The following is a 12,473-nucleotide window of genomic DNA, read 5'->3' on the forward strand; positions in this document are numbered from 1 at the left end:
TGCCGGGACCGTCAGCGCGGGTTCAGGAAGAACTCGTCCGAACGTTCACCGCTCAGGGAGTTCACCGAGCCGGGCTGCACGTTGTTCATCGGCGTGTCGCGTGAGTGCAGCACCTGGTTCCAGCGTGGGTTCTGGATCTCGCCCGGGACCTCCGAGTGCAGAAGCTCGTAATCGTTCGTCACCATGTCCGGCAGGTAGAACACGAAGCGACGGTCGGTGTAACGGCCTGCGCGGTAGTAATGCCAGATCTGATACGGATACACGCCCATGTCGCTGGGGCGGTCGACGATGGTGTTGGGTGCCCCGTACTTCAGGTGCACGTAGCCGCGGTCGGTCTCATAGCCCCGCTTGATGCGCGAACCGTAGATCCGGTTCACGCGGACCACCTCCGCCCGGTAGGCTTTCCACGCTCCTTCCGGGTCCAGCCCGTTGCGGTTGAACCAGAAGCTGTAGAGGAAGCGGCGCATGAGGTCCATCTCGCGGTCCTTCCAGCGGTCGTCGATCATCTTGCGCTCCAGGTCGTCCGCGATGGGGCGCAGGCAATGGATGAACTCGGCAAGGCTGTCGGGCTCGGTGATCCGATCGGCGAAGGTGCCGCCCATGGCCACGGTGGACAGGTCGTCCATGCGATAGGAGATCGGGTTGTTGCGCTGGAGGAACCGTTCGGTGCGGGCCAGAAGCTGCCCGGAGCGGTCGCGCGCCTCCAAGGCCAGCACGTAATTGCCGCTGGGCAGCGAACGGATGTCGAAGCCTCCGAGAACGGGTTCCACCTCGCGCGCCTTCACCCGTGCCGCCGCCCGGAACGCACCGACCGGGGTTCCCGTTCCCTGGCCCTCGATCTGGTAGCTCAGGAGATAAAGGCTGTCCCGACCAAGGCGGGCATCCATGCCGTATAGCTCGGCGTACAGGTCCAGGCGTTCCACCGCGCTGGGGTAATAGGCCCCCACGAAGGGGATGAAGGTGCGGCCTGCGTGGGCGTGCCCGGAGGAGCCCTCCTCTCCGGTACCGGAGATCAGCAGCACATCCGAGAAGGTCGGTCCATCGGGCATGGCCGGCACCATCAGCGGGCGGCGTTCCGTCCGTACCGAGTCCGGACCCTGCAGGTCGCGCACCTGGACCTCCAGTGTGTAGTCGCCGGGCGGAAGGGCGAAGGCCGAGGTATACAGCAGATCGGGTGGGACCTCGGAGGTGCGCGGCGGGCCCGTGAGCTCCACTTTCCGATGATCAACGATGGCGCTGGCCTTCTCGATCAGGGCCACCAGCTCCAACCGGGCCTGGGATAGACCGGCGGTGGAGTCCTCGTGATGGACCGAAGCCCCGAGCACGGCCACGCTGAGGTCCACGAAAGGCCCCTGCTCCGGCACTTCGAAGCGTCTGACCTCCACGAGAAACTCGGGCAGCGATTGGGCTCCGATGGGAAGGGCGAGGGGCAGCAGGACCAGCGGAAGGATGGAGCGTGACATGATCTCAAAGGTACTTCGGCCGCCGGGCGGATCACCACCGTTCCTTGGCATGGTGCCACCGTTCCCACGGTCCATTCCGAGCGGATCGAGCGGAAGGGTCGAGGGGTGGATGGGCATCCCGCAAGGGGGCAAACCCCCGGGTCCGCTCGTCCGAGCAAGCTCGCCTCGCTGCCCGGAACGAACACGCCCCGCTTTCGCGGGGCGGCTTGGCGGAGAGGGAGGGATTCGAACCCCCGTTACCCTTGCGGGTAAAGCGGTTTTCAAGACCGCCGCATTCGACCGCTCTGCCACCTCTCCGAGCGGTGGCGAAGGTAGCGCCCGCCGATCGGGTAATTTGCGCACCGCTCATGCGCTTCACCTTCCTTGGAACGGGCACCAGCCAGGGCGTGCCGGTGATCGGCTGCCGATGCGCGGTGTGCACCAGCACGGATCCACGGGACCACCGGCTGCGGACCGCGGGCTGGATCCAGGTGGGCGGGCGGTCCATCCTCATCGATGCCGGGCCCGACCTGCGACAGCAGAGCCTCCGCGCCGGGATCGATCATGTGGATGCCGTGCTGCTGACCCACGAGCACATGGACCACATCAGCGGCATGGACGAACTGCGCAGCTTCAATCACCGCCAGCGCACCGTGATGCCGGTGCATGCCTCCGAGGCCACCCTGACCGCGGTGCGTCGGATCTACGCCTATGCCTTCGAGGCCGTCCGCTACCCGGGAGTGCCCGAACTGGAACTGCACCCCATCTCGGCCGGTCCCTTCAACGCCGCGGGTACCGGGTTGGAGGCCGTGGACGTGCTGCACCTGGGCATGCCGGTGCTGGGCTTCCGGATCGGTGGCCTCACGTACATCACCGACGCGAAAGAGCTGCCACCATCGACCAAGGAGCGCGTGCGTGGTTCCGAGGTGCTGGTGTTGAACGCGCTGCGCCACGAGCCGCACGCGGCGCACCTCAACCTGAAGGAGGCCCTGGACCTGGCCCGCGGATTGGGCGCGCGGCGCACCTTCTTCACCCACATCAGCCATTTGCTCGGCCTTCATGCCGACGTGCAGCGCACCCTCCCGGAAGGGGTGGAACTGGCCCACGATGGCCTCTCCGTGGAGCTGCCCGACCCCTCCTGATGGGCTTCCACGCACAAGGCGGGGGTCGGAGTTGTTCCGTTACCGACGGAGCACGACCTTCGATCCTCCAACCCGTTGCGCAATGCGTCACATCCTCCTTGTCGCCGGTCTGATCGCCGGCACCCTTTCTGCCATGGCCGTTGAAGGCGGCCGTGATGAGCGGAGCATCACCTTCATCCGCGATCCACGGCGCACACCGGACATCGCCTGGCAGGCGGAGCTCCGCGCTCGTCCTCAATGGCGGAGTTTCGTCGCCGAGCACGGTACCTGGTGGGCGGAGTTCAACGAGGGAAGCGGGTTGCCCCACCGGGCTTTCGGCAAACCCATTGCCGCGATGGGCGCTGATCCCGTGTCGAAGGCATGGGACTTCCTCCAGCACCAGCTGGCGGGCTTCAACCTGCCATTCGCAGAGGTCAGCGTGCGTTCCGTGTACCCCACCGCCAAGCACACCTATGTGCACTTTGCCCAGACCCATGCCGGCCTGCCCGTCGTGTTCGGCCAGGCAATGGTGAAGCTGGACGCCCAAGGCCGGGTGATCGCGTTCGGCACCGATCTGTATCCGGGGATCCAGGTGGAGACGCAGCCGGGCATCAGCGAAGCCGCCGCGGTGGTGAACGCGTCGAGCGGATTGACCGGTATCGTGGGATCCGTGGTCAACGGACTGCGCATCCTACCGGTCCCGGGGGATCGCACCGTGGACCACCGTCTGGTGCATGAAGTGATCGTCAACACCATGGAGCAAGGCGTTCCCGGTCGCTGGTCGTGCTGGGTGGACGCCCATTCGGGCGAGCTGTTGTACCGCCAGGACCTGGTGGTCCATCATGCTCCGCCGGCCTCCGCGGGCGCCGAGATCGCCGCTACCGGCGAGGCGTACACGGTGAACCCGTATGTGCCGGCCACTACCGAGGTGCTGCCCGACCTGCGTGTGGTCGTGAACGGACTGAGCCAATACCTGGATGATCAGGGCTACCTGAACACGGGCGTCGGCGGTCCGGTGAACGCCACCTTCTTCCTGGACGGCCGCTGGTGCAACGTGAAGACGGGAGGCAGCACGCCGAGCTTTCAGACCACCTTGCAGGAAGGCCCGAACGCCATCAGCTTCAACGCGAACTCCACCCTGCGTGAGCGGAGCGCCTACTACCATGTGAACGTGGTGCACGACCACATGAAGTCATGGCTGCCCAACTTCACTTCGATGGACATCCCGTTCACCACCAACGTGGATGTGGCGGGCAACTGCAACGCGTTCTACGACGGGGGCTCGATCAACTTCTACCAGGAGGGCGGGGACTGCCAGAGCTACGCGCAGATCGCCGAGGTGGTGTACCACGAGTATGGACACGGCATCAACGACAAGTTCTATGGCACGCTCCTGAGCCAGTTCACCAACGGGGCCATGAACGAGGGCTACGCGGACGTGTGGGCCCTATCGATCACCGAGGACCCGATCCTGGCTGAGGGAAGTTCGCTGAGCGACCCGGACGATTTCATCCGTCGCTACGATGAGAACCGTAAGGTGTACCCTTTGTGTGGAGGCCTTCCCTGGTCTGCAGGCGAACACGGTGAACGGAAATGAAGGACAGGCATTCCGCGATGTGCTGCTGGATGTGCTGCAGGCGGACGACACCGACGGGGACATCACCAACGGTACACCGAACGCGGGAGCGATCGTGGAGGCGTTCGCCCTGCACGGGATCACCCTGCTGAGCAACGCGACGCTCGTACACAGCAACCCGGAGACGGCCCCGGAGGCCCAGGGGATCGAGCTTGACGCGCAGCTGATCCTCGACCTGAACTTCCTGCCCTTCCTCTCGCAAGTGAAGCTGTTCTACCGGGTGAACAACGGGGCGGTATGGAACACCCTGCCGATGGTGGACTTCGGCAGCAACGATTACCATGTGACCATTCCTCCGCAGTCGGCGGGGACGGTGGTGGCTTACTACATGGGGGTGGAGGACAGCTTCCAGCAACTGAGCGCGGTGGTGCCGATCGGTGCGGCCGAACCCGACCCGAACGTGCCGTACTACATCATGGTGGACTTCGGCCTTGTGGCCACGGACGACGCGGACAACAACACCCAGCTCGGGAACTGGGACATCGGGCTTCCCACGGACAACGCCACCACCGGCGAGTGGGAGTTCAACATGCCCGTGGGCAGCTATGCCACGCCGGGTGACCTAAGCACCGTGGTGCAGCCCGGATACCAGCACACGCCGGGCGGCGAGATCTGTTACGTGACGGGCAACGCCTCGACCGAGCTCGCCCAGCTGGGGGAGAACGATGTGGACGGCGGCACCACCACGCTGCGGAGCGCCGCGCTCGACATGTCGAACATGCAGGAGCCGGCCATGTCCTACTGGCGCTGGTACGTGAACGATCCCCCGAGCGGCGCCAACCCCGGCGCGGACTGGTGGCAGGTGTGGTTGAGCAACGATGGCAACAACTGGGTGCCCGTCGAGAACACGAGGACGAGCGATCGTAGCTGGCGCCGGGTGGCCTTCCGGGTGGGCGATCTCGTGAGCCCGAGTTCCACGGTGTACATCAAGTACAACGCTTCGGACAGCATCCGGCCCGGACAGAACCTGGACGGCGGCAGCCTGGTGGAGGCCGCGGTGGATGACATCCAGTTGTGGGACCTGGCCGATGGCATCGGCATCGAGGAGACGGCCACGGTGGAGCTGCTGGTCTTCCCGAAACCGGCACAGGACCAGTTGCAGGTGCGCGGGGCCATGGGCGATGCGCGCTCGGCGGACCTGGTCGTGCTGGACGCTGCGGGCCGTGTGGTCATGCGTCAGCAGGTGGGTGGCGCTGCGCTGCGCGATCGCATCGTGCTGAACGTTGCGGACCTGGCACCGGGCAGCTACGTGCTGCAGGTGATCACCGACCGGGCGCGGGGCGAGGAGCGCTTCCAGGTGGTCCGTTGAGGGTCATACCTGCTGCGAACGCCCCGGGGGATCCTCCGGGGCGCTCGCGTTCAGGGGGTGGCCACGGGGTGGGCGAGCAAGGCCTGGAAGCTGCCCACGATCGCCTCGGTGACATGCTTGTCCATGCGAAGGCCATCGGCCGAAGCGAAGCGCTGGTTCACCTCAAGCTCGATCCCGGCATACCCCACGGGGTGGGAGGCCCGGATGGCGGTGGTATGGCCATCATCGGTACCGAGGTAGGGCTCGTTGTGGCGGACCACGAGGTCCGGTGCCGCGATGTGCAATAGCTGCTCCCACGCGTCGACCAACGCCCGTTCCCAAGCGCGGGCAGGGTCGCACAGCAGGCCGATGTCCATCGGACGCTGCACGCCGTCCAGCTCCGGGGTGAAGGTGTGCATGCTGAGGTGCAGGACACTCTTTCGGTCGGCACGCCAGGTGGCCACGGCATCGGCGGCGGCCGTGCGGAAGGGGGTGTAGTGCTCGTCGATGAGGTGGCTGCGCTGTGCGTGCGGCAGATCGCGCGTGAACGCGGAGAACAGGGCCGGGCTGTCGAGCGAGCGGTTCAGCTCCACCACCAGGCGGGAGGTGGTGCCTTCCAACGCGAGGTGCGCCAGCGGACGCAAGGCCGTGAACAGGTCCCGGGCGCCGGGGTCCCAGCCGCGGTGGGAGCGCAGGACCTCGTCGGCCCCTGAGAACAGGGCCCGCAGCTCGGTAGGCACCTCATGGCCGCCGTGCTCGCAGGTGAGCAGCACGGCGGTCATGCGAAGAGCCGGTCGTCCTGTAGGCAGGCGGCGAGCTCGGCGTAGACCTGCCGGATCCTGTCCGCCGACGGCTTGCGGCCGGTGCGGGCGAGGATGCGCTGGGCCAGGCAGCCCTTGGCGAGCAGATGATCGATCACGGCGCGCGCCTCCTCGCTCAGCTCGCCGCGCAGCTCCTGCACGATGTGCTCCCACAGGCGTTGGGCGGTCATCCGCTGCTCTTTCATCACGCCGAACATCAGCAGGTAGTCCTTATTGGCGATGACGGCTTTACCGGCGTCCTTGATGGTCTGCAGGAAGATGGGCAGCAGGTCGGTCTCGCCCCAGGCGCGCTGCAGGTAGGTGCTGGTCCAGCGGCCCTTGGTCATGGCGCGGCAGAGGGCCACGATCAGTTCGGCGATGGCCAGATCGGCCCCCGGGCATTCCTGGATATCGATCACGCGCAATTCGATGGCACCGCGGTCGAACCGGGCGATGGCCCCGCGCGAGTTGGCGAAGTGGTGGTCCATCACCTGTTCGGTGTCGAAGGGGGCGAGGGCGCGGCCGATGGGGTCGAACACTTCGCGGTAGTAGTCCTCCTGGGTGAAGACCGCTTCGGGGATCAGGGAGCCCATGAGGGCGGGGAGGCGCTCCTGATGGTGCAGGTAGGCTTCCATGCGCGAGTCGAGGAAGCCGGTGGGCTTGCCATCGAGCAGGGGCGAGCTGGCGGTGAGGGCGGGGATGATGGGAAGCACCATGCGCACGGCGGCGTGCAACTTGCCGAACTCCTCATCGGTGGCGAAGGGGAGGTTGAGGTGGGTGCTCTGGAGGTTGCTCCAGCCGTGGCCGCGGCAGTCGAAGATGCGGTTGTACAGCGCGTACACCTCGTTGTACTCGTGGGGCCAGATCACCGTTTCGGTGAAGGGGTCCATGAGCGGATGGGTGGCCGTGGGCAGCAGCATGGCGTCGTGTGCGGCGAGGGCGGCGTTGATGGCACGCACCTCACTGGCGAACTTCCGTCGGAAGGCCGGGATGCGGCGGGTGGGCCGGGCGGTCTTCAGTTCGACCACGTGGCTCACGAGCTCGTTGCTCCATTCCACGTCGCCGCGCTCCACGTCGCTGGTGATGCGGCCGACGACATCCTTGAACAGCTGGTCCACGATGGGCATCACGCGCAGGGTGCTCCGGTGCACCACCATGTACTCCAGTTCGATGCCAGTGACCTCGAAGAGCTTGAAGGCGTTCCGCTTGGGAGGGGTCATTTGCGTTGTGCCGGCGCGGCCGGTGCGGCGGTCGGTCGGATGCCGATCCTGCGTTCGATGCGGTGTTTCAGGGAGCAGATGATGGCCTCGTACAGGGCTTCGCCCAGAACGACATCCTCCACGCCATGATCGATGTTGGGGCACTCGTTCACCTCGATCACATAGGGGCGCCCGTCGCGCTCCTTCACATCGACGCCGAAGAGGCCCTGATCGCCCACCACGGCCAGCACGGCCTTCACGGCCGCATCCACGATGGCCTTGGGCGCCTGGTCGACCGGCAGGGTGGCGAAGTCGCCCGTCTGGTCCTTCTTGGTGCCGCTGCTCCAGTTGTAGATCTGCCAATGGCCGCGGGCCATGAAGTACTTGCAGGCGTACAGCGGCCGGCCATCGAGCACGCCCACGCGCCAGTCGAAGTCGCTGGGCATGAACTCCTGGGCGATCACCAGATCGCTCTCGCTCAGCAGCTCGTCGAGTTTCCGTTCCAGCTCCTCGGGGTTGTGCGCCTTCGTGACCCCCCGGCTGAAGGTGCTGTCGGGGAGCTTCAGGACCACCGGCAGGCCGAAGCGTGCGATCACCTCCTGGCGGTTCTCGGCGTGCACGATCAGGGTCCGCGGCGTGGGCACATCGTGCGCCTCCATCACCTCGGCGAGGAAGACCTTGTTGTTGCACTTGAGGATGGCGTCCGGGGCGTCCATCACGGCGAGGCCTTCCTTCTGAGCCTTCCGGGCGAAGCGGTAGGTGTGGTGGTCCACATGGGTGTTCTCTCGGATGAACAGCGCGTCGTACTCACCCACGCGATCGATGTCGTCGGGGCCGAGGATATCCACCTTGAAGCCGAGGCTCTCCGCGGCCTGGCGGAATTTCACCACCGCGCGCTTGTTGCTGGGTGAGGCCTGGTCCTCGGGGTTCACCAGGATGGCCAGGTCGTAGCTGCTGTGGTCCTCGCGGGCGCGGTCGTAGCGTTTCTTGGCGAAGTACTCGCTGGCGAAGCGCCGAAGGAACGGCAGGTGGTCCTCGGGGATGTCGTTGTACGGGATGGGGCGGATGGTGCGCAGCTCCCATTCCCCGCCGGTGCGCTGGAAACGTGCGCGCAGCAATGGCGATCGGAACACCTTGTAGAGCTCGTGCGCAAGGCGATCGTACCTGCGGTTGACGTTGCGGCCGAAGTAGATGCTGAGGTCGAACTGGTCCTTCTTCTTGTCCGCCAGCTGCTGCTGGATGAGGCCGTGCAGGTCGCGTCCCAGGACCTTCACCAGGCGTGGCGAACGAAGGTCGAGGATGCTCTTCGCGTCGGGGATCACCTTGTGGCCGCGGGCCTCGGCCAGAAGGCTCACGTAGTATCCGCGGCTCTGGTAGCTGTAGCTGCGGGCCAGGTTGAAGATGCGCACGTTGCGCAGCGCGGCATAGGTGGGGTCGGTGAGGTAGTCCTTGCTGGACACCACCTCCACACCGGAAAGGCCGAGGTGGAACTCACGCGGCTCGCGCACCACGATGATCTTCCTCATGGGCTCACGGAGGGGTTCGGACGCTTCGGGGCGCGCTCCTTCACCAGCGGCGGTGGAAGGGGCGAGCGCGACAGGATGAGCATGTTGGCGTCGTAGGTGACGATGCCGAGCATGATGGAGTTGATCAAACGGCCCACGTGCACCGGGTAGTGATGCTCGCGGCTGTAGGGGTTGTCCATGTACGGGTCCGCCACATGCACGGTCTTGCCCTCCATGGAGGTGAGCACCACGAAGTGCCCCATGGGCTTTCCGCGGAGGTCATCGAAGACGCTCTGCCCGTTGGCGCCGGGGTGTTCGCGCTTGCTGCGGTAGAGGTAGGTGGCGCTGAGCCCGGTGAGGATCGGCAGGTCCCGGTCCAGGTAGTCGCGCAGGAGGTCGGGGGTGGGGTCATCGAACCGGACCTCGCCGCCCATCTTCAGGAAGCGGGCGTAGGCCAGGCAGGCCGCGGTGAGCTTCTTGCCGTCCTTGAAGCGGGTCTGGGCCACGAGCTTCTTCCGTAGGACCTCACCCGGAAGGCCCTCCCAGGTGGGGTCGAACACGCGGAGGTTGTAGCTGTGGATGCGCGCATGGAAGCCCTGTTTCAGCGCGTGCAGGCCCAGGAAGACCGCCAGGGTGCCGCCGTCCTCCAGGGCGTGCACTTCCTGGATCACCTGGTCCAGCGGCATGTCGAGGCCCAAGTGCGCATAAACCGCCTGCAAGGCCGTGGGCCCGCAGGTGTTGTCATCGGGCTGGGGGAGGATGCGGAGCCTGGGCATGGAAGCCGGTTGGGCGGATCGTGCAAAGGTGAACGTGACCGGGTCGCGCGCGCGATCGGGCGACGGCCGGCCATGAACAGCCCGCCGTTCATGGCGCCTTAGAACCTGTTTGCAATACCCGCATTTGGCTGCGCGTTGGTCTTTGGCGACCATACTTCGCCGCGAGAACAGTCACGTAGCTCCGGCTATGCTCCTGTTCTCGCGTCTCGTCTGGTCGCCAAATCCTCAGCGCTCGCTTCAAAAGGGGGTATTGCAAACAGGTTCTTAGGGCAGGAAGAATCCGCGTGTCTTGAACATGCGCGTCAGCTCGCGCGAGGGGTCGAACCGCATCTTCGATCCGGGGTCGAGCGAGGTGGTACTACCAACCCCGACCAGCCGGTGTAGATGCTGACCGCGATGGGCGCGCGGCCATCATCGAAGCTCACTTCCAGTCCGTAGTCGGGGTTCAGCCCGGCGATGTTCACCGTGTCCGCAAAGGCCTGGGTGCGTGAGCGGACAAGGGGGGCCAGATAGCCGTCCACCTTGCTCTGATCCGCGGTATCGGCGTCCACCATCCACATGTTGCCTATACGCTCCACCACGAAGGCGGTATCCATGGAATAGCTGAACCGGAGACGCTGGATCCGCGCGGGATCACCGCGTACCAGCCACTTGGGCCGCCATTCGGCCAGGGGTTGTTCCGCCAGCATGCTCATGGTGCCCTCCACCGAGAAGACCTCGTCCTCGCCCGGGAGGTTCACCGTGGACCACATGCCCACCTGGCCGGGTGCGAAGGTGTTCCGCCCGTAATGCACGGTGCGCTCCGGACCGTCCACCAGCCTGAACACGGCGGTCTCGCGAAGGCTGTCGGTGAGGTCATAGCGCTCCTTCACCAGGTCCATGAAGCCCGTGAGCCGCTTGCTGCGCATGTGGGCGTGGCCTCCGAGGAACTCGCGGACACGTTCATCGTCAGCGCGATGGGTGCGGCCGTCCAGGCTCACCGTCCATCCATCGGGGCTGCGGTCGAAGTGCAGTTCCGCGGGCCGCATCGCGCTGGGGAAGAGGGAGAAGCCGGTGACCGCGGCGGTGTCCAGGGTCATCACCACATCGCGGAAGCTGCGGTCCTTGGCGCGCGGGCTCCACAGGTTGGAGATGAGGAAGAGCAGGCCGAGCACGCCGATGGCGATGAGCAGGGCCCGGGTGCTGAGGTTACTCCACATGGCCGGGGGCCGTTCGGGCCTTTCGTTGGCGGCGTCGCCACTGCATGCGCAGCACGCCTCCTGCGATCACGAGCAGGATGGGGAGCAGCAGGTTGGACCACTTGAGCGTGCCGCGCTCGGCATCGCTCAGCTCATCGAGCGGCCTGTAGTTGACGCCCTTGCCGCGCAGGTCGATGAGTCCGGTCTGATCGCTCACCCAGTCCACGGCGTTCACCAGCAGGTTCACGTTGTCCGGGTTCAGCTGGCCGCCTTCCGCGCCCGTGGCGAAGTTGCCGTTGCCGATCACCACGAGGCGTGCGCCGGGTCCATTGCCGAAGGGCCCTTCAACGGCGAAGGCGAGGTGGCGAGGGGCCTGGGTGAAGTCGGCATCGGTCCATTGGCGCTGCAGGTCGACCTCGTGCGGAAGGGCCACCGAGCCGGTGCGGTCGCTGGTGGAGAGCAGCGGGGTGTAACGGTAGGTGCTGTCGCCGGTGACCGTGAACGAGCGGGCGAACTGCATCACGACGGCCTCAAGGCCTGAAGCCACCGGATGCTCACCGAAGCGGGTCACCAGGGGGAAGTAGGGGAAGGCCATGGCCGTTTGCAGATTGAAGAAACCCCTCTGCTGCATCACCTGCACCTGGCCGCACTGGGCGTCGGTCACCAGGTCGAGGTCGGCGCGCAGGCCGTGGCGTGCGAGCCACGCGTCGATCCCCGTGTAGCGCAGCTCCACGAGGGGCGTGCGCTGCAGGTCGGCGGCGGCATTGCTGAAGGCGACGACCACCCCTCCGCCGCGCGCCATGAACTCTTCCAACCGCTGCAGCGCCATGGGGCTGATGGTGTCCGCAGGGTCGATGATGGCGATGGTGCGGAAGCGGCCGTGCACCGGCATGGTGTCGTAAATGGTCATGGGCTCCACGCTGTAGAGGACGCTGAGGCCCTGCATGGCCTGGGCCATGGCGTTCACCGAGGGTTCGCCGTGCCCCTGCATGATGCCGACCACGGGCTTCTCCTGCACGCTCACTTCCTTGATGCGGGAGCTGAGCTCCCACTCCATGGGCGATCCGGGCTGCACAACAGGGATCACGGCCTGCTGCTCGCCCATGCGCACCACGGCGCCCATGAAGGCCTTGATCTGCTCGGCCTTGTCCTTTTCCCGCGTGTTGACCAGAAGAGGGCGGATGCCTGTCTCCAAGGCCTGTTGTTCCAGTGAGTCGGCCGTGGACGGATCGATCATCTCGTACACCACGTTGCCGCCGGAGCGTTCGGCGTACTCCACGAGCAGGTCGCGGAACTCATCGCGGGCCACGGCCAGGTCCGGAGGCAGGTCCTCGGTGAAGTAGCCGGTGATGGTGGCGGCCTCGGGGAGGTCCTTCAGGATGTCGCGCGTGGCTTTGCTCAGCGTGTAGCGCTGGTCGCTGGTGAGGTCGAGACGGACGTGGTACCGCGAGCCGACGAGGTTGAGCAGCACCAGCACGGCGGCGAAGAGCAGCCCGAAGCGGATCATGGCGGCCTTGGTCCTCATGGC

At 66.0% G+C, this 12,473-nt stretch carries 10 protein-coding genes and 1 tRNA gene; 3 read left to right on the top strand and 8 right to left on the bottom strand.

What is annotated here, in order from left to right; translation table 11 throughout:
* Positions 1–11: 11 nt before the first annotated feature.
* On the bottom strand, positions 12–1,463 hold the full coding sequence (locus tag IPJ87_04965; GenBank protein MBK7941212.1) for a GWxTD domain-containing protein: 1,452 nt from the start codon (positions 1,461–1,463) through the stop codon (positions 12–14).
* A gap of 207 nt (positions 1,464–1,670) precedes the next feature.
* Positions 1,671–1,760, bottom strand: a tRNA-Ser gene (locus tag IPJ87_04970).
* A 50-nt stretch (positions 1,761–1,810) separates the two neighbouring features.
* Between IPJ87_04970 and IPJ87_04975 the strand changes: the two genes are divergently transcribed.
* The 3 genes from IPJ87_04975 (at position 1,811) to IPJ87_04985 (ending at position 5,508) form a co-directional block, all read left to right on the top strand.
* Positions 1,811–2,584, top strand: coding sequence for an MBL fold metallo-hydrolase (locus tag IPJ87_04975; protein MBK7941213.1), 774 nt, complete (start codon positions 1,811–1,813; stop codon positions 2,582–2,584).
* Positions 2,585–2,666: 82 nt separating this feature from the next.
* A complete protein-coding gene (locus tag IPJ87_04980; GenBank protein MBK7941214.1) occupies positions 2,667–4,160 on the top strand; it encodes a hypothetical protein in 1,494 nt (497 codons plus the stop codon).
* The gene (locus IPJ87_04985) at positions 4,087–5,508 is read left to right on the top strand and encodes a T9SS type A sorting domain-containing protein (protein ID MBK7941215.1); all 1,422 of its coding nucleotides are present in this window, start codon (positions 4,087–4,089) and stop codon (positions 5,506–5,508) included. Before IPJ87_04980 ends, IPJ87_04985 begins: the two co-directional genes overlap by 74 nt.
* 50 nt (positions 5,509–5,558) lie before the next feature.
* On the opposite strand, the gene IPJ87_04990 is transcribed toward IPJ87_04985, so the two are convergent.
* The 6 genes from IPJ87_04990 to IPJ87_05015 form a co-directional block, all read right to left on the bottom strand.
* On the bottom strand, positions 5,559–6,269 hold the full coding sequence (locus IPJ87_04990) for an N-formylglutamate amidohydrolase (protein ID MBK7941216.1): 711 nt from the start codon (positions 6,267–6,269) through the stop codon (positions 5,559–5,561).
* Entirely contained in the window at positions 6,266–7,507 is a 1,242-nt protein-coding gene (locus IPJ87_04995; GenBank protein MBK7941217.1) for a glutamate--cysteine ligase, read from the bottom strand. Before IPJ87_04995 ends, IPJ87_04990 begins: the two co-directional genes overlap by 4 nt.
* A complete protein-coding gene (locus IPJ87_05000; GenBank protein MBK7941218.1) occupies positions 7,504–9,012 on the bottom strand; it encodes a RimK family protein in 1,509 nt (502 codons plus the stop codon). The genes IPJ87_04995 and IPJ87_05000 overlap by 4 nt, the downstream gene beginning before the upstream one ends.
* The gene (locus tag IPJ87_05005) at positions 9,009–9,767 is read right to left on the bottom strand and encodes a hypothetical protein (GenBank protein ID MBK7941219.1); all 759 of its coding nucleotides are present in this window, start codon (positions 9,765–9,767) and stop codon (positions 9,009–9,011) included. The genes IPJ87_05000 and IPJ87_05005 overlap by 4 nt, the downstream gene beginning before the upstream one ends.
* Before the next feature lie 302 nt (positions 9,768–10,069).
* On the bottom strand, positions 10,070–10,966 hold the full coding sequence (locus tag IPJ87_05010) for a hypothetical protein (protein MBK7941220.1): 897 nt from the start codon (positions 10,964–10,966) through the stop codon (positions 10,070–10,072).
* The gene (locus tag IPJ87_05015) at positions 10,956–12,470 is read right to left on the bottom strand and encodes a Gldg family protein (GenBank protein ID MBK7941221.1); all 1,515 of its coding nucleotides are present in this window, start codon (positions 12,468–12,470) and stop codon (positions 10,956–10,958) included. Before IPJ87_05015 ends, IPJ87_05010 begins: the two co-directional genes overlap by 11 nt.
* Positions 12,471–12,473 lie beyond the last annotated feature (3 nt).

This window comes from Flavobacteriales bacterium, from assembly GCA_016713875.1.
In the GTDB taxonomy this organism is placed as follows: Bacteria; Bacteroidota; Bacteroidia; order Flavobacteriales_F; family PHOS-HE28; genus PHOS-HE28.